This window comes from Arthrobacter sp. NPDC090010 (assembly GCF_044748305.1).
Taxonomy (GTDB): Bacteria; Actinomycetota; Actinomycetes; order Actinomycetales; family Micrococcaceae; genus Arthrobacter_E.
This window is the reverse complement of sequence record NZ_JBIVFT010000002.1, coordinates 243330-264464: the sequence shown is the minus strand read 5'-3', so window position 1 is coordinate 264464 and position 21135 is coordinate 243330. Positions and strand designations below refer to the sequence as shown.

At 65.7% G+C, this 21135-nt stretch carries 19 protein-coding genes, 1 tRNA gene and 1 pseudogene; 20 read left to right on the top strand and 1 reads right to left on the bottom strand.

The features are described from left to right. The first annotated feature begins 379 nt into the window (after positions 1-379). The 16 genes from ACIPXZ_RS04045 to ACIPXZ_RS03970 all read left to right on the top strand — a co-directional run bounded on the left by ACIPXZ_RS04045 (position 380) and on the right by ACIPXZ_RS03970 (position 16272). Positions 380-3661: an Rne/Rng family ribonuclease gene (locus ACIPXZ_RS04045; RefSeq protein ID WP_400590850.1), complete on the top strand. Its 3282-nt coding sequence runs from the start codon at positions 380-382 to the stop codon at positions 3659-3661. 121 nt (positions 3662-3782) lie between these two features. Further along, a complete protein-coding gene (thiD, locus tag ACIPXZ_RS04040) occupies positions 3783-5321 on the top strand; it encodes a bifunctional hydroxymethylpyrimidine kinase/phosphomethylpyrimidine kinase (protein ID WP_400590849.1) in 1539 nt (512 codons plus the stop codon). 291 nt (positions 5322-5612) lie between these two features. After that, positions 5613-5921, top strand: coding sequence for a 50S ribosomal protein L21 (rplU, locus tag ACIPXZ_RS04035; RefSeq protein ID WP_066210498.1), 309 nt, complete (start codon positions 5613-5615; stop codon positions 5919-5921). Between the two features lie 44 nt (positions 5922-5965). Continuing rightward, positions 5966-6226 carry a 50S ribosomal protein L27 gene (rpmA, locus tag ACIPXZ_RS04030; protein WP_400590848.1) on the top strand — a complete coding sequence of 87 codons (261 nt, stop codon included), beginning with the start codon at positions 5966-5968 and terminating at the stop codon, positions 6224-6226. 146 nt (positions 6227-6372) lie between these two features. Continuing rightward, complete coding sequence (obgE, locus tag ACIPXZ_RS04025; RefSeq protein ID WP_400590847.1) at positions 6373-7962, top strand: GTPase ObgE; 1590 nt, start codon at positions 6373-6375, stop codon at positions 7960-7962. Continuing rightward, entirely contained in the window at positions 7959-9092 is a 1134-nt protein-coding gene (gene proB, locus ACIPXZ_RS04020) for a glutamate 5-kinase (protein WP_400590846.1), read from the top strand. Before obgE ends, proB begins: the two co-directional genes overlap by 4 nt. A 26-nt stretch (positions 9093-9118) precedes the next feature. Further along, complete coding sequence (locus tag ACIPXZ_RS04015; protein ID WP_400590845.1) at positions 9119-10423, top strand: glutamate-5-semialdehyde dehydrogenase; 1305 nt, start codon at positions 9119-9121, stop codon at positions 10421-10423. Between the two features lie 128 nt (positions 10424-10551). Then, positions 10552-10791, top strand: coding sequence for a hypothetical protein (locus ACIPXZ_RS04010; protein ID WP_400590844.1), 240 nt, complete (start codon positions 10552-10554; stop codon positions 10789-10791). Position 10792: 1 nt separating this feature from the next. Beyond that, the gene (nadD, locus tag ACIPXZ_RS04005) at positions 10793-11458 is read left to right on the top strand and encodes a nicotinate-nucleotide adenylyltransferase (RefSeq protein WP_400591087.1); all 666 of its coding nucleotides are present in this window, start codon (positions 10793-10795) and stop codon (positions 11456-11458) included. 71 nt (positions 11459-11529) lie between these two features. Then, on the top strand, positions 11530-12993 hold the full coding sequence (locus ACIPXZ_RS04000) for a hypothetical protein (protein ID WP_400590843.1): 1464 nt from the start codon (positions 11530-11532) through the stop codon (positions 12991-12993). A gap of 70 nt (positions 12994-13063) precedes the next feature. Beyond that, positions 13064-13453, top strand: a complete 390-nt coding sequence (gene rsfS / locus ACIPXZ_RS03995) for a ribosome silencing factor (protein WP_400590842.1) — start codon at positions 13064-13066, stop codon at positions 13451-13453. Between the two features lie 101 nt (positions 13454-13554). Continuing rightward, positions 13555-13627: transfer RNA gene (locus ACIPXZ_RS03990), tRNA-Ala, on the top strand. A gap of 92 nt (positions 13628-13719) precedes the next feature. Then, complete coding sequence (locus ACIPXZ_RS03985; RefSeq protein ID WP_400590841.1) at positions 13720-14184, top strand: MarR family winged helix-turn-helix transcriptional regulator; 465 nt, start codon at positions 13720-13722, stop codon at positions 14182-14184. Continuing rightward, positions 14181-14444 carry a TfoX/Sxy family DNA transformation protein gene (locus ACIPXZ_RS03980; protein ID WP_400590840.1) on the top strand — a complete coding sequence of 88 codons (264 nt, stop codon included), beginning with the start codon at positions 14181-14183 and terminating at the stop codon, positions 14442-14444. The genes ACIPXZ_RS03985 and ACIPXZ_RS03980 overlap by 4 nt, the downstream gene beginning before the upstream one ends. Further along, a complete protein-coding gene (locus tag ACIPXZ_RS03975; protein ID WP_400590839.1) occupies positions 14441-14836 on the top strand; it encodes a VOC family protein in 396 nt (131 codons plus the stop codon). Before ACIPXZ_RS03980 ends, ACIPXZ_RS03975 begins: the two co-directional genes overlap by 4 nt. A gap of 191 nt (positions 14837-15027) precedes the next feature. Further along, positions 15028-16272 (top strand): lipase family protein, encoded by a 1245-nt coding sequence (locus ACIPXZ_RS03970; RefSeq protein WP_400590838.1) that lies wholly within the window; start codon positions 15028-15030, stop codon positions 16270-16272. A gap of 193 nt (positions 16273-16465) precedes the next feature. Here the strand turns inward: ACIPXZ_RS03970 and ACIPXZ_RS03965 are convergent. After that, positions 16466-16894, bottom strand: a pseudogene (locus ACIPXZ_RS03965) (LysR substrate-binding domain-containing protein); the annotation flags it as partial. A 47-nt stretch (positions 16895-16941) separates the two neighbouring features. Between ACIPXZ_RS03965 and ACIPXZ_RS03960 the strand changes: the two are divergent. The 4 genes from ACIPXZ_RS03960 to ACIPXZ_RS03945 are packed head-to-tail and all read left to right on the top strand — an operon-like array spanning position 16942 to position 21111. Further along, complete coding sequence (locus tag ACIPXZ_RS03960; protein ID WP_400590837.1) at positions 16942-17649, top strand: GntR family transcriptional regulator; 708 nt, start codon at positions 16942-16944, stop codon at positions 17647-17649. Continuing rightward, entirely contained in the window at positions 17646-18647 is a 1002-nt protein-coding gene (locus ACIPXZ_RS03955) for an ADP-ribosylglycohydrolase family protein (protein ID WP_400590836.1), read from the top strand. The genes ACIPXZ_RS03960 and ACIPXZ_RS03955 overlap by 4 nt, the downstream gene beginning before the upstream one ends. 38 nt (positions 18648-18685) lie before the next feature. Then, a complete protein-coding gene (locus ACIPXZ_RS03950) occupies positions 18686-20173 on the top strand; it encodes a purine-cytosine permease family protein (protein ID WP_400590835.1) in 1488 nt (495 codons plus the stop codon). Continuing rightward, entirely contained in the window at positions 20170-21111 is a 942-nt protein-coding gene (locus ACIPXZ_RS03945; protein ID WP_400590834.1) for a PfkB family carbohydrate kinase, read from the top strand. Before ACIPXZ_RS03950 ends, ACIPXZ_RS03945 begins: the two co-directional genes overlap by 4 nt. The last annotated feature ends 24 nt before the right edge of the window (positions 21112-21135 follow it).

Genomic DNA, 21135 nt, shown 5'->3' with positions numbered 1-21135 from the left:
GCCTGGTGAGCCGCGCCACCGTGTCCGGGCTTTTGTGGGATGATGGGGGAGGTTGGATCCGGACCACACCCGGAATCCCAGTCCAGTGTGAAGCCCGCAAGATCCACGTGATGCGTCGGGCGCCCGGAAGCCAGGTGGACAACATGGTCCGTCTTGAACCCGGGAGCCCTGAAGCCACTGTGGCACCTGGCCGTAATTCAGTACGGCGGGTTCCAGGCTCCACTGGCCCGCTTCGGCCGGAGGCGCGCATCCAGCGCGAGAGTTCCGAAACCGGCGGGTACTGATGACTTTCGCCGGTGTCTGAGGATGCCGGCTTCGTGAAACGCTTCGCGAGGGGTCTGGTGTGGAGACTCCCGTGAAGCGGGAATGTTGTTGACAGATGGATAACGAAAACAACCCGGCAGGGGAGAACTCCGCAGCTGAACAGGCGCCCGCCCAGGGTGCCCGGAAGCCCGCACGGACTCGTCGTCGCGCCACAGCGCCCGTCGGTGCGCCGATGGTGAACGAGGCGGCCGCCCCGAGCGTCGCGCCGTCGGAACCTCAGGAACTCAGCGCCGAAGAGAAGGCCCAGCAGCGCAAGGCGAAGGCCGCCGCGACGCGTGCTGCCAACAAGGCGAAGAAGGAAGCGGAGCTCGCCGCAGCGGCACCGCAGGAACAGGCACCCGTCGAGAAGGCTCCGACCCGTCCTGCGACGAAGCGTCCCAGCCGCCGTAAGTCCGCCCCGCAGCAGGCTCCTGAGGCAGCCGCCGCTGTTGCCGAGCCCCGGACCGAAACGCCCGTGACCGAGACCCTGTCGCAGGAACCCGCCGAAGCATCCGCCCCCGCCGAAACCTCCGCCTCGGGCACCGGTCGTCAGCGTGCCAAGAGCGCTCCGCGCCGTCGCAAGAAGACCCCTGCCGTTCCCGCCGCTGAGAAGACGGCGGCCGAAGTGGTCGAGACCGCACCGGCGGAAGCCGCCCCCGTGGAGCGTCGTCGTCGGAACAGCAAGTACAAGTCTGCGGTTCAGGTGGCCGAGGAAGCGGCCGCGACAACCGAGAGCACCGTGGAGGACGTCGCCGCCGCCCCGGTCGTAGAGGAGTCCCCGGCACCTCGTCGGACCTCCCGGAAGAGGGCGGAGAAGCCTGCGCAGTCCGAGCCCGCTCCCGTGGTGGAGGAACCTGAAGCCGTGTCGGAGGAGGAGCCGTCCGTTGAGGACGGTGAAGCCGCTGCCGGTCTCTTCCTGACTCCGACAGACGCCACCTCGCTGCTCTTCCACGCCCCCGATCTTTCCCGGGCTTTCCCCGAGACTCCGGCTGCCGAGGAAGAGGCCGAGGACTCCGAGGACGAAGAAGAAGAGCTCAGCGAAGGAGGCGGCAGCCGCTCGCGCCGTCGCCGTCGTGGTCGTTCCCGTGGACGGACGTCCCAGGCCGCCGAAGAGCAGGATGCTCCGGAAGAGGAGAGCGAGGAGAACGACGGCGTGACGTCTCGCCGTCGCCGTCGCCGTCGTCGTGGAGAGGTCGACCTCGAACTCACGGGTGGATTGGACGACGATCCGCCCAACACGGTCACCCGGGTGCGCGCCCCGCGCACGCCCGCCGAAAACGTCTCCAACAAGGTTGCCAGCGTCAAGGGCTCGACCCGCTTGGAAGCCAAGAAGCAGCGCCGCCGCGAGTCGCGTGAGTCCGGTCGCCGCCGCCAGGTGATCACCGAGGCCGAGTTCCTGGCCCGCCGCGAGTCCGTGGACCGCCAGATGGTGGTCCGCCAGAAGGACGACCGCATTCAGATCGCAGTCCTTGAGGACGGTGTGCTCGCCGAACACTTCGTCTCCAAGACCCAGCAGGACTCCCTGATCGGCAACGTGTACCTGGGCAAGGTCCAGAACGTCCTCCCGAGCATGGAGGCCGCCTTCGTCGACATCGGACGTGGCCGCAACGCGGTGCTGTATGCGGGTGAGGTCAACTGGGACAGCGTGTCTCTGGAGGGCAAGCCCCGCCGCATCGAGAACGCGCTGAAGTCCGGTGACTCGGTGCTGGTTCAGGTCTCCAAAGACCCGATCGGCCACAAGGGTGCACGGCTGACCAGCCAGATCTCCCTCCCGGGCCGTTACCTGGTGTACGTGCCGGGCGGATCGATGACAGGCATCTCACGCAAGCTGCCGGATGTCGAGCGCAACCGGCTCAAGAAGATCCTCAAGGACCGTCTCCCGGACAATGCCGGCGTGATCGTGCGTACCGCTGCGGAAGGCGCCTCCGAAGAAGAGCTGACCAACGACATCAACCGCCTCCGGGCGCTCTGGGAGTCCATCGAATCCCAGACGGGCTCCACGAAGGTCCTGGCTCCCGAACTGCTCTACGGTGAGCCTGATCTGACCATCAAGGTGGTCCGTGACGTCTTCAACGAGGACTTCTCCAAGCTCATCGTCTCCGGGGAAGAGGCATGGGACACCATCGAGGCTTACGTGACCTACGTGGCGCCGGACCTGGTGAGCCGCCTTGAGAAGTGGAGCGAGGAGAAGGACATCTTCTCCGCATGGCGGATCGATGAGCAGCTGCACAAGGCGCTGGACCGCAAGGTGTTCCTGCCTTCGGGTGGTTCGCTGGTGATCGACCGGACCGAAGCCATGACCGTGGTCGACGTCAACACCGGCAAGTTCACCGGCAGTGGCGGAAACCTCGAAGAGACGGTCACCAAGAACAACCTTGAGGCCGCGGAGGAGGTGGTCCGTCAGCTGCGGTTGCGGGACATCGGCGGCATCATCGTCATCGACTTCATCGACATGGTCCTGGAATCCAACCGTGATCTGGTGCTCCGTCGCCTGGTCGAGTGCTTGGGCCGCGACCGGACCAAGCATCAGGTGGCTGAGGTGACGTCCTTGGGTCTGGTGCAGATGACGCGTAAGCGCATGGGCACGGGGCTGCTGGAGGTCTTCGGTGAGCAGTGCGAAGCGTGCGCCGGCCGCGGTGTGATCACCCACGATGAGCCGTTGGAGAACCGCCGCCCGTCCGGGAACCTTGAACACCAGCACGGCGTCCGCACGGAAAGCCAGCCGAGTGGCCGTTCCGAGCGCAAGCGCCGTCGTGGACGCTCCGGAAACGGCGCTGGGGAGGACAACAACGGTGCCGCCGCTCCGGCTTCCGCTCCCGCCCAGGCTCCGCAGCCCGAGCATGAGGATGTCGACAAGGCGGCCAAGGCAGCTGCCAACCGGGCAGTCCTCGCCAACATCGCAGCCGCCGCGCATGCCGCGCACGTGCACGACGGCGAAGAGCACGACGATGAAGAGCGCCACGCCGCGGTGCTCACGATCGGTGGCGAAGAAGTGATCCTGCCGGTCGGCACTGCCGAACCGGCTCCCGAGGTCGAGATTCCCGTCCTGAGCCTGGATGCCCTGGCGGCGGCGTTTGAAGGCCTCGGTGAATCGACGGAACCGGTAGCACCGGCGACTCCGGCGACTCCCGATGAGGTGGCGCCTGCGGTGACCCGCAAGCCGGCCCGCCGGACCCGCGGATCCCGCCGGGCTCAGAGCGCGGCGGGTGCTTCCGAAGTGCAGCAGGTGGAGGCCACCGCGACGGAGGACAACGGGTCGGTGCGTCGCGCTTCGGTCAAGCAGGCTGCGGAGGCGAAGGGCCCCAGTGGTGAAGAGCCTCTGGTGCTGGGCGTCGGAGTCCCGGCTTCGGAACTCTGACGGCGCGGCGCGGGTGCGTGAAGCGCTGAGACGCCGGATGTGACAGACAGCGGGGAGTGCGGCTGAGGCCGGGCTCCCCGCTGTATTACATTGGTGGCACATCCCCGATTGGAGTTCGCCCATGACCCGTGTGCCCGCCACCTCTCCACTGCAGCCTCCTGCGGGCCGGCCGCGGCCCCGCGTCCTCAGCATCGCAGGTTCCGATCCCAGCGGAGGGGCGGGTATCCAGGCCGATCTGAAGAGCATTGCGGCGCTGGGCGGCTACGGCATGGCGGCGATCACCGCACTCACGGCCCAGAACACGCACGGAGTGACCGACGTCCACGTGCCTCCGGCGGACTTCCTGGCCCGTCAGCTGGACAGCCTGAGCTCGGACATCACCATCGACGCGGTCAAGATCGGCATGCTGGGCAACTCCGAGGTCATCGCTGTGGTCGCGGACTGGCTGGAGGAACACCGCCCTGCCGTCGTGGTTCTGGACCCGGTGATGGTGGCCAGCAGTGGTGACCGTCTCCTCGATGCAGAGGCCGAATCCGCCCTCGGCAGACTCATGAGGATCGCCGACGTCGTGACACCGAATGTGCCGGAACTGGCTGCGCTGCTGGACGAGGCCCCGGCCACCGACTGGGAGGACGCCCTGGAGCAGGGCAAGCGACTGGCCGCCGCCTACGGCGTGTCCGTATTGGTCAAGGGCGGCCATCTTGAGGGGGATACGTCCTGGGACGCCCTCGTGGACCTCAGCGGTGCGTCGGCGTCGGACGTCACCGTTTTCGAGGCGTCGCGCGTGGTGACCGAGAACACCCACGGGACAGGCTGCTCGCTGTCCTCCGCGCTGGCGACGTTGCTCGGCGGGGGAGCCGGACCGGCGGAGGCCGTGGGCCGGGCCAAGCAGTGGCTCCTGAAGGCCCTCGGAACCTCTGATGAGCTTCAGGTGGGTTCGGGCCACGGGCCGGTGAACCACTTCCATCATGGAGTGCTGCCATTCGCACGTGACGCAGACGGTTACGCCGCGGAGCTGTGGGCCGTCGCAGCCGCGGATTTGGAGCGGATCTATGCATTGCCGTTCATCGCCGCACTGGGCGACGGGACCCTGGGGGAGGCGGACTTCGCCTATTACCTGGCCCAGGATGCGCTGTACCTGAACACGTACTCCAGGGCGCTGGCCATGGCCAGCGCCCTGGCCCCCACGGAGGAGGAGCAGGCATTCTGGGCCAAGGGTGCCAGGGAGTGCCTGGAGGTGGAGGCCGAGCTGCACCGGACCTGGCTGGTCGGACGTGCAGCGTCGAAGACTCAGGGGCCGGAGACCAAGCAGTATGTGGACCATCTGCTGGCTCGCGCCGCTGAGGGGGGATACGCGGTGCTCGTGGCGGCGGTTCTACCCTGTTACTGGCTCTACGCCGAGGTCGGCGCGGTGCTGTTCCGCGAATTCCAGGACGCGGGTGCGCCCGGCTCGCACCCGTACGCAGCCTGGTTGCGGAGTTATTCGGATCCGGCCTTCGCCGAATCCACCCGGCAGGCGATCGGCTACGCTGCCCGGGCCGCACAGCGGGCCACCCCGTCCCAGTGGGAGGCGATGCAGGACGCGTTCGCTCAGTCCTCGGGCTTCGAAGTGGACTTCTTTGACGCGCCGAATCGCAGGGTCCATCGGTCGGTGCGGTGATCAGCTAGAATTGAATGTCGAAAGAAGCGCCTGTGTGGCATACCACGCAGTGCACTCTATGGACCAGCCTCATTTGCAGCAACGGTGAGCATTAGCGTAAGCTAGACCTTCGGTGCTAACGCCAACTTGTGGGTATTGCGGGAAAGATCCTCGTCAGGAATCTCCCGGACTCCTTTTTCCAGGCTCGTAGTGAGCCTGGCGGCGCAGAGGCACAGCAAGAACCGGTCGGGTCATCCGGCAGGGTTCTGCACGCAAACGTAGTTAGATTCGTCGAGAGAAGTGAGTTCCCAAGTGGTGTACGCGATTGTCCGCGCCGGCGGCCGTCAAGAAAAGGTCTCGGTTGGAGACTTCGTAACCCTGAACCGCGTCGCCGGTGAAGTGGGTGGCACCATCGAGCTGCCTGCCCTCCTGCTGGTGGATGGTGACAAGCTCACCACGAAGGCTGCCGATCTGGCCAAGGTCAAGGTCACTGCCGAAATCCTGGAAGACCTGCGCGGCAAGAAGATCGTCATCCAGAAGTACAAGAACAAGACCGGTTACAAGAAGCGTCAGGGTCACCGTCAGGAACTGACCCGCGTCAAGATCACCGGCATCAAGTAAGACCCTTCACGGGATTACTTCTACCTAGAAGGCAGGCATAAGGCATGGCACATAAGAAGGGCGCGAGCTCCACTCGCAACGGTCGCGATTCGAACGCTCAGTACCTCGGCGTCAAGCGCTTCGGTGGTCAGGTTGTCTCCGCTGGTGAGATTCTGGTCCGCCAGCGTGGGACCCACTTCCACCCGGGCAACGGCGTCGGCCGTGGCAAGGACGACACCCTGTTCGCCCTCACGGCCGGTGCGGTCGAGTTCGGCACCCGCCGTGGCCGCCGCGTGGTCAACGTGGTCGGCGCTGCTGCTGAGTAATCAGACGCACATCTTTTCGATGGGGCGGGCCTCGGGCCCGCCCCATCGGCGTTTAACATCCCGGTCAGGCTCTGGCCGGGACCATAGAATCATTGTGGAAGCCGCGCGACGACGCGGATCTTCGGCAGCAGAACAAAGGAGAACCAGTGGCGAGCTTTGTGGACCGCGTGGTCCTGCACGTCTCCGGCGGCAATGGCGGGCACGGTTGTGTCTCGGTCCATCGGGAGAAGTTCAAGCCACTGGGCGGACCGGACGGTGGTAACGGCGGCAACGGCGGCGACGTCATCCTCCGGGTCGATCCCCAGGTGACCACGCTGCTCGAGTACCACCACTCGCCGCACCGGCACGCCGGCAACGGCGGCCCGGGCATGGGCGACTGGCGCGGCGGAAAGGCTGGCGAGACGCTGGTGCTCTCCGTGCCCGAGGGGACCGTGGTCAAGGACCGCGACGGCGCGCTGCTGGCTGACCTGGTCGAGCCCGGCGCGGAGTTCATTGCGGCGGCCGGCGGTATCGGCGGCCTGGGCAACTCCTCGCTCGCTTCTCAGCGGCGCAAAGCCCCTGGCTTCGCACTGCTCGGCGTCGAAGGCGACCAGCGGGACATCGTCCTGGAACTGAAGTCGATCGCCGACGTCGCTCTGGTCGGCTTCCCGTCGGCCGGCAAGTCCAGTCTGATCGCAGCGATGTCGGCCGCCCGGCCGAAGATCGCAGACTACCCCTTCACCACGCTGGTCCCGAACCTGGGCGTCGTCCAGGCCGGGGACGTGCGATTCACCATCGCCGATGTGCCCGGACTGATCGAAGGTGCGAGCGAAGGCAAGGGGCTGGGGCATCACTTCCTTCGGCATGTCGAGCGCTGCGCGGCGATCGTGCACGTGCTGGACTGCGGCTCCTTGGAGAGCGATCGGGATCCGCTGAGCGATCTGGACATCATCGAGGGCGAACTCGAGCGTTACGCGGTGGACATGGCCTATGGGGATGGCGAGGTCATTCCGCTCAATGAGCGGCCCAAGATCATCGCTCTGAACAAGGTGGACCTGCCTGATGGCAAGGACATGGCTGAGTTCGTCCGTCCGGACCTCGAAGCACGGGGCTACCGGGTCTTCGAAGTCTCTGCCACCAGCCATGAGGGTCTGCGGCCCCTGGGTTTCGCCATGGCGGAGCTGGTGCAGCAGGCCCGCGAGAAGATCGAGGTGTCCGCCCCGACCGTCGCTCCCACGGTGTTGCGTCCGTGTGCTGTCAACGAGAGCGGTTTCACGATCCGCCGGGAGGAGCGCAACCTGGAGCCCCTCTTCCGGGTGCGCGGTGAGAAGCCCGAGCGATGGGTCAAGCAGACCGACTTCGAGAACGAGGAAGCCATCGGCTACCTGGCGGATCGTCTGGCGAAGCTGGGTGTGGAGACCGAACTGTTCAAGATGGGCGCCAAGCCCGGGGACACGGTCGTGATCGGCGACGACGGCGGCGTGGTCTTCGATTGGGAACCGACCATGGCTGCCGGTGCCGAACTGCTCGCATCACCGCGCGGCACCGACATCCGTATCGCCGACACGGGGGCCCGGCCCACCCGCGCCCAGAAGCGTGAGGAGCAGCAGGACCGCCGGGATGCCCGTGCGGCCACCCGGGCTGAACTGGAAGCGGAGCGCAAGGCCGGCATCTGGACCGATTCCAGTCAGCGCCGTCAGGAGGAACGCCTGGGCGCCGTGGAGCGCGACTTCGGAGACGACGAGGACCTCGTATGAGTCTGGACTCGCTCGCCCCTGGCGGACGGGAGGTCCTGCGGGACGCCAAACGTGTGGTGGTCAAGGTCGGGTCCTCCTCCCTGACGAGCATCAAGGGAGGCATCTCCGAGGAGGCGGTGCTCTCTCTCGTGGAGGCCCTGGCCGGTCGGCGCAACGCCGGGACCGAGGTCATCCTGGTGTCCTCGGGTGCCATCGCGGCTGGGCTTGCACCTCTTGGGCTGGCACGCCGGCCCAGGGATCTGGCGACCCAGCAGGCCGCGGCGAGCGTGGGGCAGGGGCGGCTGATGTCCCGCTACACGCAGGCCTTCTCAGTCCACGGGATCACGGTGAGTCAGGTGCTCCTGACGGCTGACGATCTGGTCCGGCGTACCCAGCACACCAACGCCTTCCGCGCTTTGGACCGCCTGTTGAACCTGGGGGTCGTGCCGATCGTCAACGAGAACGACACCGTCGCGACCCACGAGATCCGCTTCGGCGACAACGACCGGCTCGCGGCCCTGGTGGCCCACCTCGTGCGCGCGGATGCGCTACTGCTGCTCTCGGATGTCGATTCGGTCTACGACGGCCCGCCCAAGGACGGCGCCCAGCGCATCGCCGAGGTGCGGCATGCGGATGACCTGGCCGGCGTCGTCGTCGGGAGCGCAGGCAAAGCGGGAGTCGGGACCGGCGGCATGGCTACGAAGGTCCAGGCCGCGAGCATCGCGGCCACCTCAGGGATCCCCGCACTGGTCACCTCCACGGCTCGCGCGCAGGAGGCTCTTCGGGGTGACGATGTGGGCACGTGGTTCGCCGTGCAAGGGGAACGCAAACCCATCAGACTGCTCTGGCTGGCTCATCTGGCCACCTCGCGCGGCGAGATCGTGCTCGACGCCGGTGCTGTCCGCGCCGTGACGCGGAACCACCGCTCCCTGCTGCCTGCGGGTATCACGGGCGTGCGGGGTGATTTCGAATCAGGCGACCCGGTCGATCTCGTCTCGCCGGACGGCGAACCGGTGGCGCGTGGCCTGGTCAACTATTCCGCTCACGAGCTGCCGAAGATGCTGGGACGGTCCACCAAGGAACTGGCACAGGAACTCGGCCACGAATATGAACGCGAAGTCGTCCATGTTGACGACCTCGTGGTCTTGTGAACGGTCGCCTGACCTAAACTTGTGTCATGACTGACACTTCCATCTCCGCAGGGCTCGTCAGCGAGCGTGCGGACGACGTCGAGCACGCCGTCCATGCGATCGCAGACCGGGCCCGCCTGGCCTCCCGCCGTATTGCACGCGCCACCCGCGCACGCAAGGACGAGGCACTGCGAGCGATCGCCGCAGCGCTGGTGGAACACACCCCACGGATTCTGACGGCGAATGCCGATGATCTGGCCCGTGGCCGTGAAGCCGGCACATCGAAGGCGATGCTGGACCGTCTGAGTCTTTCACCGGCCCGGATCCAGGGTCTCGCCGATGCTTTGGAGAATCTGGCCTCCCAGCCCGATCCGGTCGGCACGGTGGTCCGCGGTCAGACACTGCCGAACGGGCTGCGCCTGCGTCAGGTGAGCGTACCCATGGGCGTGGTGGCCGCCATTTACGAGGCCCGCCCCAATGTGACCGTGGACATCGCAGGCCTCGCATTGAAGGCGGGCAACGCCGTGATCCTGCGCGGGGGCTCAGCCGCTGCGACGACGAACGAGACGCTCGTGGAGATTCTCCGCGATGCTCTGGATTCCGTCGGTCTGCCCGCCGATGCCGTGCAGAGCGTCGACGCCTTCGGCCGTGAGGGCGCCAATGTTCTGATGCGGGCCTACGGCAAGGTGGATGTCCTGATCCCTCGCGGCGGACGGGAACTCATCCAGACGGTCGTGAGGAACTCCACGGTGCCGGTCATCGAGACGGGTGAGGGCAACGTCCATGTCTACCTCGATGAGTCCGCATCCGAGGACATGGCCGTGAACATCCTGCTGAACGCCAAGACTCAGCGTCCGAGTGTGTGCAACACCGTGGAGACCCTTCTGGTGAACTCACGCTCGACGGTGCTTCCTGCCGTCGCCCGCGCGCTCCGCGAGGCCGGGGTGCGGCTGCATGTCGACGGCCGGGTCGCGGCACTGCTGCCTCCGGGGGAGGACGTTCTCGCCGCCACGGACACCGATTGGGCCACCGAGTACCTGGACCTGGATCTTGCGGTCGCGATGGTCGACAGCATGGACGAGGCCCTGGAACACATCAGGGCCTGGAGCACGGGGCATACCGAGGCGATCCTGACCAATGACCTGCGGAACGCGGAGAAGTTCATCGCCGAGATCGATTCGGCCGCGGTGATCGTGAACGCTTCCACGCGTTTCACCGACGGCGGTGAGTTCGGGCTCGGTGCGGAGGTCGGCATCTCGACGCAGAAGCTGCACGCGCGGGGTCCCATGGGTCTCGGCGAGCTGACCACCACGAAGTGGATCGTTCAGGGCGAGGGGCAGACGCGTCCCTGAGACGCGAGTGCGCGGCGCGCTGAATCCGGCTGTGGCCGGAACAGACTAGGATTGAAGGAAGTCACGGTGGACGGCCCAGCCGCCCGCCACCGGAGCGATCCGGGCTGGAACACTTTGAAGGGAACACCATGCTGGCTCAGTTGGCCACCACTGTCATCAACGCAAGCGCCGAGGGCGGTCACGAGGAGCTGGCTCCGCTGATCGCCCCGCCGTTCGTGATCGGCGGCGTCATGCTCGGTTTCCTGATCGTTCTGCTGCTGGTCACGCTGTCCTTCCTGAACCTGGGCAATCGTCACGAGGCCGTGGAAGAGCACGCTGATCCGCACCGGCAGCACACCAACAAGCACGATCACGGTCAGGGTCACTGACATTCCAGGCCCCGGCCAGGAGCCGCGTCGTCACCGACTGGGAGTGATGGGCGGCACCTTCGATCCGATCCACCACGGACACTTGGTGGCCGCCAGCGAGGTGGCCGCCAAGTTCCATCTGGACGAAGTGGTCTTCGTCCCCACAGGTGAGCCATGGCAGAAAGCCAAGAAGCGCGTCAGCCCTGCGGAGCACCGTTATCTCATGACGGTCATCGCCACGGCTTCGAACCCGCGCTTCACAGTCAGTCGCGTGGACATCGACCGTCCTGGTCTGACCTACACGATCGACACCCTGCGGGATCTGCGCGCACAGCGCCCCGATTCGGATCTGTTCTTCATCACGGGGGCCGATGCCATGGCTCAGATCGTGTCCTGGAAAGACTCGGAGCAGATGTGGGATTTGGCACATTTCGTGGGGGTCTCGCGCCCGGGGCACGAGCTGCCTCACCTGGACCGCGAGAACGTGAGCGTGCTGGAGGTGCCCGCCATGGCGATCTCCTCCACCGACTGCCGGGCTCGGGTCGCCGCGGGAAATCCGGTCTGGTACCTCGTGCCGGATGGCGTGGTGCAGTACATTGCGAAGTACGGGCTCTACGAAAACGGTATGTCGCCCACCCTTCCGGGGAACCTTGCGAACACCCCGGTCGTTCCTTCACAGGGACAGTAGGATTGAAACCTTGGGGGTACTCCTGCAGCAGGAATGCCCGGACACTCTGAACGGCACTGGATGATGAACTGATGAGTCAGGAAGAACAACCTTTCCGTACACGACGCCAGATACGCGAAGCGCGGGAGCGTGCCACGGCAGATGCTGTGGGCGCTGCGCAGGTGTCCCCGGAGGAGGAACTTCCCGACTCGGCGGACGCCACGTCAGGGCCAGCGTCTGAGGCCCAGGAACAGCTGATCCAGGATGTCCCTCGACCGGAGGAACAGTCCGGCCCGGTCACCGCGCGCACTCGCAGGGTCGCCGGAGGGCCGGTGGACGCCCTGCCGGACCGTCCTGAGCGAAGCTCCCAGCTGCGTGCGAGGGATCGTGCTGCGCTGCGCACCATCAAGGACCTCGCTGCCAAGGAAGAGCAGCTCAGCGGCGGCACTCCGACGCGCCGCCAGCGACGGCTCCAGGAGCTGGCCGCTGAGACCACGCAGCGGCCCGTGGTGCCCCCGGCACAGGGGAGCGGCACGCCCGGGGCTTCGGGCGAACGCCCGAACATGGGCGTCTCCGTCGGCCCAGGAGCCCTCACCGAACCACTGAAGGTCACCTCCAAGGATGCCGGGGAGCCGCTCCCGGACGGAATGAGCGTTGAGGATGCTCTCGCTGCGCGGCAGCAGTTCACGGTGCAGGCCCAGGAGTACTTCGCGAAGCTGGCGGAGAACGGCGGGGCAGACGCCGGTGCCGTCGACCAGGAGGTCCTGGCCGAGCAGATCGCCATGGCTGAGCGCGCCGCGATCCTGAACCAGCGGGCGCAGCGCAAGGAAGAGCTTGCGCGGGACGCAGAGGACGCCAAGAGCGCCAAGGATGGCGCTTCCACCAGTTCGGTGCCCACTCAGGCCCACAATCTCGGCTCCATGGCTCGCCAGGAGACGGTCCAGATCCCCGGCGTCGGGCACCCCGTCGTCAGGACGCCCACCACGCAGGTTCCGTACGCCGTCAATGTCCGGCCTGCGGCTTCCGCGGACGGGGCTCCCGAAACCGCACGCGTGCAGCGGGTGGAGGCTCCGGCCGAGGGGGAGAGGCCGGTCAAGAGCGGCAAGTCTCGCAAGCCTGGACGGCGTGCACAGCTGCTCGCCCAGGCTGAGGCACTCGCTGTCGCGGATGATGGCGAAGAGCTGACCACGCTGGACGGCGGAGCCCCCGTGGAGGCGACGGACGAGCCGGGCGGCCAGGCAGCTCCTGAGCAGGAACGGGGCAGCGAGGCTGACGCCGTCGTCGCTGCACAGCCCACTGCGCCACCGAGGCCGCAGAAGGCCCCGACGGCGGTTCCCGTTCCGTCGCCGGTGGCAGCATCAGCGGCGGACGGGTCGCGCGCGACGACGCCGGTGGCCGCACGGAACGCTCACGGTCTGGATCCGCTCGACGCGGGCACGGCCGGTATTCAGACGGCCAACCGGCTCCGTCTGCTGCATTGGGGCGCGCTCGGTGTCGGCGCCCTGGCCTTGCTGATCGGCGTGATCATGGTGATCACGGTCGGCGGGGGACACTGACCAAGACCTCAAGTACTCCGGCATATCGGCCGGAGCCGCATCGCCTGACGAAGGCTTATGAAGGAGACATGTGAGCGCCAGCGCTTCAGCCATTGAGACGGCCCGCCTGATCGGCAAGGCCGCAGACGACAAACAGGGCGAGGAGATTCTCGCCCTTGATGTCAGTGAGAGGATGCCCTTCTCGGATATCTTCGTGATCGCTTCCGCATCCACTGAGCGGCAGGTGAAGTCCATCGCCGACGAGATCGAGGATCAGCTGATCGCCAGCGGCCGCAAGATCCTCCGCCAGGAAGGCCGTGCCGCAGGCCGCTGGATCCTGCTGGACTTCTCCGATGTGGTGGTTCACATCCAGCACGGTGAGGAGCGTGTCTTCTACGCTCTGGAGCGTCTCTGGCAGGATTGCCCGGTGGTCGATCTGCAGCTTCCGGAGCATCCTTCGCAGGAGGAGGCCAGCGCCTGAGCGACCCTATGGATTTGCTGCTCAGAGCCGCAGTGGTCTATAGTGGATGAGTTGCCGCGGCCGGGAATGATCACCCAGAACGCGGGAAAACAACTCAATACGGGGGTATGGCGCAGTTGGTAGCGCGTCTGCATGGCATGCAGAAGGTCAGGGGTTCGAATCCCCTTACCTCCACCGAAAAGACAAGGACCCTGTCCCGCATCATGCGGGGCAGGGTCCTTTCGTTGTGGTTTGTGGCCTTCTGAAGGCTTGACCACAATTACTATGTGGCACATAGTAAAAAGGTGATGGGAACAGCGGTTTCGACGGATGGGGTTGCCGCCATTCGTGCCTGGATGCGATTGTCGGACGCTCTCGCAGCGTTCGATCGACATCTGCGCTCAGAGTTCGGAATCACGGGCGGACAACTCGCGATTCTGCGGATTATCGCGGAGGGTGAGATCACCCTGGTCGAGCTGAGGAACCGGCTCGCCATGCATCCGGCGACTCTGGGCCAGGTCGTCGACCGCATCGTGCGCCTCGGATTGCTCGTCAGCTCACCGTTGGACTCGGACCGTCGAGTGCGGGTCTTGACCTTGACGGAAGACGGCCTGCGATTGCTCAGGAAGGCTCCGCTCGCGGGTCCGGTCCGCCTGCGGTCCGCCGCTGACTCCGAAAGCTCCCGGTTCCTCGGAGCTGCCTTCACCGAAGCCCTTTCCGCATTCGGCCTGGAAAGGTGGACGGACTCATGAGCCGAGAGGAACTCCAGGGCGTGGTCAACATCGGGCCGAAGCTTGCCGCCGGATTGGAGCGGATCGGGATCGAGGATCTGGCGACGCTGCGGGAGCGTGGCGCCGTCGAGGTTTGGGAGGAGCTGCGGCAGGCGGCGGAGTTCGATTGCGTCCATAGTCTGCTCGCGCTCGCCGGCGCAATCGCCGGGTGCCGCTGGCATGAACTTCCAGCGCAGCAACGTGCTGCGCTTGCGGAGCATGTGCGGGGGAGGGCGTCGTGAGGATTCTCGGCATCGACAACATCGTGCTCGATGTTGCGGACGTGGGCGAGGCGCGCCGGTTCTACGGAGAGCTGCTGGGGCTTGCCGAGAAGTGCTACTTCCCTGAAGCCGGCGTCGTCGGGTACCGGATCGGCCGGGAGGAACCCGGTTTGGTGCTCAGGCAACGTCCCGGAGGCGCGCTGACTGAAGGCCGCGGGCCCCGTCTCTGGCTGGAGGTCGTCGACGCGGAGGAAGCGGCGGCGGAGCTCACGCTTGCCGGCGTGGCGATCATCAATGGCCCGTTGAAGATCCGCACCGGAATGGTGGTCGAAGTGGCCGACCCGTTCGGCAATGTCATCGGCGTCGTCGACTACTCATCGGCTCCGGAATCGGCCCGCTCAACGATCAGCTGACGCCGCCTGGCGAGTGACGGGTTTTCCGGCATCGTCTCTCCACTAGTCTCCTGGCGATCACACGCGCCGTACGAGCCGGCCGGAAAAAGTCCTTGACTCCTGAAGTTACCCTCCAGTAACTTCAAGTCATCAAGCGAGGGTCACTCATGCTCCTGACATCTCCCTCTCGCCTTCACCGGAAGGAACCCGGTATGCCAAGCACCACCCGTCGCATCGGCGCGACGTTTCTGATTCCCTTGTTCGCAGCACTGGCGCTGCTCTCCGTGCCCGCTCCGGCCCAAGCAGCGGTCCCCAGCGATCCGGACGATGCGAGCCGTCCCGTGTTCTATCAGCCACCGGCCCAGCTCCCGGCATCCACGGGGGCGGTGATTCGCAGCGAGCCTACGGGCTTCGTGCTGGACCCGCTCAATGCCAGCGGCATCGTCATCACCTCGCAGCGGATCATGTACACCTCCACGGACCGGACCGGCAAACCGATCGCGGTCACGGGGACCGTGATCACGCCCAAGGCGCCGTGGATCGGCCGCGGCACCCGGCCTCTCGTCTCGTACACGCCCGGCACGCAAGGCCTCGCGGACCGCTGCGCACCCTCCCGCCTCCTCAGCTTCGGTGCCGAATACGAGGAGATCTTCGTTGCAGGTCTTGTCGCTCGTGGCTATGCGGTGGCGATCACCGACTACGAGGGTCTCGGCACGCCCGGCGTCCACAGTTACATGGATCGCCTCTCTCAGGGGCACGCCGCACTGGATATCGCACGGGCCGCTCGCCAGCTCCCGGGCCTGGGGCTGAGCAAGAGCCCAGTGGCCATTGCGGGCTACTCGCAGGGCGGCGGCGCGGCGGCCTCGGCCGCTGAGCTGGCGGCTTCCTACGCGCCGGAACTGCCGATCAAGGGTACTCTCGCGGGTGCTGTTCCGGCGGATCTGCGGATCGTCGGCAAGGCACTCGACGGAAGCCTCTACGCCGAATTCCTCCTCTTCGCCGTGGACGGCCTCGCGGCCTCGTACCATGTGGATCTCGACGGTACGCTCAATGCTGCCGGGAACAAGGTCGCCGCAGACGTCACGCGGCATTGCACCTTCGATCTCCCCAGCAACGCGTTCCGGCAACTCTCCACATTGACGGACAGCGGAGAAGGATTCACGGGTATCGCGGCGAAGGCTCCGTGGAACAAGATCATCGACGATCAGCTCATCGGAACCCTGAAGCCCAATGCGCCGGTTCGCGTCACCCACTCTGCGCTGGACGACGTCGTGCCCTATGCCGCAGGCAAGGGGCTCGCCAAGCGTTGGTGCACGCAAGGGGCGAACATCGTCTTCAGCCCCAACGGATTTCCGACCCACGTGGGTGGGGCCGTTCCGAGCTTCGTTGAAGAGTTCGCCTTCCTCGAGGCGCGCTTCGCCGGAGTTCCCCAGATTTCGAATTGCTGGAGCGTCTGACTTCTCGGTCCCTCCTCGCGGCCTGTCGTGCTGTCATCTCCGATGGCGCGGCAGGCCGTCGTCGTCTGTCAGGTCTGAGTACGACGGCGGCCGGCGTCGGCGGCTTGAACCGTCCCCCACTGCGCTTCCGTTGCGTAGGCTTCTCACGCTGTGGGAAATCGCTGGGATGACCGTTGCCGGCAAACCGTTCCTCAGCGAAGTCGAGAAGTGCCGAAGCTCGCGGAGTGAGCTTCATATCGTTGGGCCAGATCGCGACGATGTGTGAAACGGTGACCGGCGGATCGAGCGGCCGAATGACAACCGGGCGGCCCTCGGTGCTCATCGGCAGGGCGTTGGGTCGAGACATGAGCAGGCCATAACCCAATCCGCGGCCGACGAGCGCTTCGACAAGACTGATCTGAGTGACTTTCGCCTTGATTTTGGGCTGGAGGCCGCGCGCAGCGAAGGCGTCGGTCACATTGCGGATTCCTGGAGCGGCGTCATACATGATGTAGGGCTCGCCGGCGAGCTGTGCGAGGTCTACGGCTGTGGACTTACACAGCAGCTCCCTGAAGTGCAGCGGGCGGTGGTTTTCACGAAGGCGATCTTCAGCTGAGCGGTGATTGACAGCGGACGATGACACACCTCAATATGGACAGGTATAGACAGGTCCAATTGATGGTGAGAAGCATGAATGCCAAGTATCAGCGTGTCGCTTCGCTGCTTGAAGGACGTATCCGGGACGGCGAGCTCATGGACGGGGAGAGGCTCCCGGGCGAGGCCGACCTGGCACGCGAGTTGCAGGTCAGCCGAGGCACGATCCGGCAGGCCATCGGTGAGTTGCAGCGGCGCAGCCTCGTGAACACCCAGATGGGTGTCGGGTCCTTCGTCACCTTTGACGGGGTCGCGCTGGACACTCCACGGGGCTGGGCGGACGCATTCGCCGTTGGAGGAATCAGTCTGAACGTCGAGGTTCTTGGTGTCACCCACCAGCCGGCGTCGGTCTTGCCGAGTCTCGACCCTTCCTTGGGAGCGGCAGAGACGATCCTTGTGCGCCGTGTCCGCAGACTGGCGGATGGTACCGCGGTCTCTTACGAGAGCGCCCTGGTTCCCGCCGTCGGAGACCTGAGGGGCATTCCCGATTCAGGACTCATCAACGGCTCACTCACAGCGACCCTCGCCGCTGCCGGGTTCCGAGCCGTACGGGGCGAACAACTGTTGAGTGTCGAGCCGCTTGACCGGGAACTCGCACTGGTCCTGGGACGGGCCGTTGGTGTTTCGTTCTTGCGGTCCACCAGGACATCCTTTTCGCGGTCCGGAGACTTCGTGGAGCATGTCGTCTCCTATCTTGACCCCGAGCACTTCAGCCTCCGCATCGCCTTTGGAGATCGTCCATGACGCGCGCTGACAACTCTCTGATCGGACTCGCCGTCGGCGATGCTCTCGGCATGCCCACTCAGAGTATGAGCCGGGCGGAGATCGCCCGTCGCTACGGTCCGATCGACCGACTGCGGGACGCGATTCCTGACCAGCCGATCGCACCCGGCATGCCCGCCGGGGCTGTGACCGACGATACGGAGCAGGCACTGCTCGTCGCCAAGCTGCTGATTGACGGCGGCGGGCGCATCGACGCCCTCGCTCTCGCCCGTGCGCTGCAAGCCTGGGAGGACGACATGCGTGCCCGCGGGTCCCTCGACCTTCTCGGACCGTCGACCAAAGCGGCGCTCGATGCCCTCGCGGCGGGCGTTTCTCCTGATGAGAGTGGCCGCCACGGTACGACGAACGGCGCGGCAATGCGCATCGCTCCGATCGGAATCGCGATCCCTGCTTCCGAGGGCGAGCTGCTGCTTGAGGCCGTCGTGTCTGCAAGCCGTCCCACACACAACACGGCCATTGCTCTCGCCGCTGCGTCAGTCGTGGCGGGTGTCGTGAGCGCGGGTATTGATGGAGCCTCCGTTCCAGAGGCCCTCGAATACGGGTTGCGCCTAGGAGACGCCGCGACCGGGCTCGGACACTGGGCCGCAGGGGCCTCAGTTCCCGCTAAGGCGCGCTGGGCACTGAAGACTGCCAAAGAGTTCGATGATGCCGCGGTCGGGGACTTCGTCATGGACGTGGTCGGCACCTCTGTCAGTAGCCAGGAGTCCGTGGTTGCTGCGATCGTGCTCCTTCGCCACTACGAGGGACGTCCGTTCGAGGCACTCTGCTCTGCGTCCTCTCTCGGTGGTGACACGGATACGGTCGCAGCAATCGCCGGAGCGATGCTCGGGGCGACCTCAGATGAGCCGCCGGCTCCATCGCCCGTGATCGCCCAGGTCCTCGATGTCTCCGGCCTCACCGTCGGACCGATTGCTCAGGCCCTTCTCAAACTGCGTCGTGGGTTCACACCTCTCCACTGATCATCGTTCTGCCTCGCATCATGCAAAGGAGCATTGTCATGCCTATGGAAGTCGAACCGGCCCATGTCGCGTCCAGCGCCGGTGCGCTGTCGTCGTTCGAGCAGCGCGGTATCGAGCCAGTGCCAGTCGCGGAGCGCACCGGTAGGCCATTGCAGCTGTTCTGGGTCTGGTTCGCCGCGAACATCTCCATCCTCGGCATCCCACTCGGCGCCACACTCGTGGCCCTTGGACTGAACTTCTGGCAGGCCATCGTCGTAGCCGTCATCGGTTCGTTCGGTTCGTTCGCCGTCGTTGGCGCGGTCTCCGTTGCAGGCCGTCGTGGTGGTGCCCCGAGTCTGACGCTCAGTCGCGCGGTATTCGGCGTCAGGGGCAACATCCTCCCGACCTTGGTCTCGTTGGTGTCACGATGGGGTTGGGAGACCGTCAACACGACGACGGCGGCCTTCGCTTTGCTGTCGTTGTCGACGCTGCTTTTCCACACTGCACCCGGTGCACACGATGTGCCAGGGCTCGCCATCGCATGCATTCTGATCTTCGTGATCCTCACCGTTGCCGTCTCCGGGATGGGGCACGGATTTCTTGTGACGGTGCAGAAATACGCGACCTGGGTCTTCGGAGCATTGAATGTGTTCGTCGCGGTCTTCCTTGTCGCCACCGTCGATTGGGCGGCGGTCACTTCCACCCCCGCGGGGTCCACAGCCGCCATGATCATCGGTATCGGCATCATCGCGGGCGGTACCGGCATCGGCTGGGCCAACTCCGGCGCAGACATGTCGCGATACCAGGCCCCCGCGGTCCGAGCCGGACATCTGGTCGTTTCCGCCGCCGCGGGCGCAGGAATTCCACTCGTCCTCCTCATCGGGCTCGGGGGTCTCCTTTCTGCGGGCGATCCGTCTCTGGCCACCGCCGGCGATCCTGTTGCCGCGATCCGCGCCATGCTCCCCGAATGGGTTGCGGTTCCTTACCTTGTTGCGGCGTTCGGCGGGTTGCTGCTCTCCAACCACCTCTCCGTGTACTCGGCGGGACTGACTCTCCTGACACTCGGGATTCGCATCCAACGCGTTTACGCCGTCGTCGCTGATGTGATCGTGACGACCATCGGGTCGATCTACTTCATGCTGTTCGCTTCGAGTTTCTACGGGCCATTCATCACTTTCATCTCGCTGTTGTCTGTGCCCATCACTGCCTGGGTGGCGGTCTTCCTCATTGATCTGGTCCGCCGCCGGGAGTATGACGAGGCCGGGCTCATGAACCTCTCACGCACCTCCGGCTACTGGTACAGGAACGGTGTCGAATGGCGGGCTCTCAGCTCCTGGCTGGTGGGCGCCATCATCGGATACTTGTTCACCCGAGCACAGGTGACGGCCGACGACGTCTGGTTCACCGGGGCCTTCTACGACACCTGGGTCGGACAGAACGGACTTGGCTGGGTCGTGGCCTTTCTTCTGGCCGGTTCGCTCTACTTCGTGCTCAGTATTGCGCGCGGCCCAGCTTCCCTGCGCACGACGATCGGACAGGGCTCATGAGGGGCCGTGTGATCCACACCGGGCAAGCGGTCGTTGATCTTGTCATGAATGTGCCCTCGCTCCCCGTGGCGGGTGGCGATGTCTTCGCCACCTCACACCAGATCACTGCAGGCGGCGGGTTCAACGTCATGGCGGCTGCCAGCCGGGACGGTTCCGATGTGCTCTACCTCGGAGGACACGGGACCGGGCGATTCGGAGACATCGTCCGGTACGCCATGGCGGAGGAATGCATCACCGTCACCCAGGACGCTGTTCCCACCGTCGATACCGGTTTCAGCGTGGCGATCGTCGATGCTTCTGCAGAACGAACCTTCGTTTCCACGCTCGGTGCCGAGGGCTACCTCACCATGAAGGATCTGGAAGCCGCCAGGGTCCGGGAAGGGGATGTCGTCTACGTCAGCGGATACTCCCTCTACCATCAGCACAACGGTGGGGTGATCGCCGACTGGCTGCCCGAACTGCCATATGGCGTACATGTCGTGGTTGACCCCTCACCGATGATCGGCCAGATCCCTGAGGAGCTTCTCTCACGCGTGATCGCACACACCACGGTGTGGACCACCAACGAGTCCGAGGCCCGTGTTCTCGCCGCGCGCTTGGGAATTGAAGGAGAGGATGCCGCGACGCTAGCGGAAGCTATCGGAACCGCGTTGAACGTCACGACGGTCGTGCGTGCCAATAGAGATGGGGCCTGGGTCGCCGGCCCGGGGGAGCCTGTTCTGCACGTCGAGTCGTTCCCTGTCGCAGCTGTCGACACCAACGGCGCCGGTGATGCCCACACCGGGGTTCTTTGCGCCGGGCTGGCTCAGGGACGAAAACTCGTCGCATCGGTCCGCCGGGCGAATGCTGCTGCGGCGGTGGCGGTCACCAGGAGGGGTCCAGCGACGTCGCCGTCTCGCGCGGAGATCGACGCACTCCTGGGGAAGCAGGATCGATAGGGTGATCTGAACTCCCAGCACACT

What these genes read in the sequence shown, in the direction of transcription:
- ACIPXZ_RS04045 (WP_400590850.1), top strand. Translation starts at nt 380, where the DNA reads ATGGATAACGAAAACAACCCGGCAGGGGAGAACTCCGCAGCTGAACAG.
- thiD (WP_400590849.1), top strand. Translation starts at nt 3,783, where the DNA reads ATGACCCGTGTGCCCGCCACCTCTCCACTGCAGCCTCCTGCGGGCCGG.
- rpmA (WP_400590848.1), top strand. Translation starts at nt 5,966, where the DNA reads ATGGCACATAAGAAGGGCGCGAGCTCCACTCGCAACGGTCGCGATTCG.
- proB (WP_400590846.1), top strand. Translation starts at nt 7,959, where the DNA reads ATGAGTCTGGACTCGCTCGCCCCTGGCGGACGGGAGGTCCTGCGGGAC.
- ACIPXZ_RS04015 (WP_400590845.1), top strand. Translation starts at nt 9,119, where the DNA reads ATGACTGACACTTCCATCTCCGCAGGGCTCGTCAGCGAGCGTGCGGAC.
- ACIPXZ_RS04010 (WP_400590844.1), top strand. Translation starts at nt 10,552, where the DNA reads ATGCTGGCTCAGTTGGCCACCACTGTCATCAACGCAAGCGCCGAGGGC.
- ACIPXZ_RS04000 (WP_400590843.1), top strand. Translation starts at nt 11,530, where the DNA reads ATGAGTCAGGAAGAACAACCTTTCCGTACACGACGCCAGATACGCGAA.
- ACIPXZ_RS03980 (WP_400590840.1), top strand. Translation starts at nt 14,181, where the DNA reads ATGAGCCGAGAGGAACTCCAGGGCGTGGTCAACATCGGGCCGAAGCTT.
- ACIPXZ_RS03970 (WP_400590838.1), top strand. Translation starts at nt 15,028, where the DNA reads ATGCCAAGCACCACCCGTCGCATCGGCGCGACGTTTCTGATTCCCTTG.
- ACIPXZ_RS03960 (WP_400590837.1), top strand. Translation starts at nt 16,942, where the DNA reads ATGAATGCCAAGTATCAGCGTGTCGCTTCGCTGCTTGAAGGACGTATC.
- ACIPXZ_RS03955 (WP_400590836.1), top strand. Translation starts at nt 17,646, where the DNA reads ATGACGCGCGCTGACAACTCTCTGATCGGACTCGCCGTCGGCGATGCT.
- ACIPXZ_RS03950 (WP_400590835.1), top strand. Translation starts at nt 18,686, where the DNA reads ATGCCTATGGAAGTCGAACCGGCCCATGTCGCGTCCAGCGCCGGTGCG.
- ACIPXZ_RS03945 (WP_400590834.1), top strand. Translation starts at nt 20,170, where the DNA reads ATGAGGGGCCGTGTGATCCACACCGGGCAAGCGGTCGTTGATCTTGTC.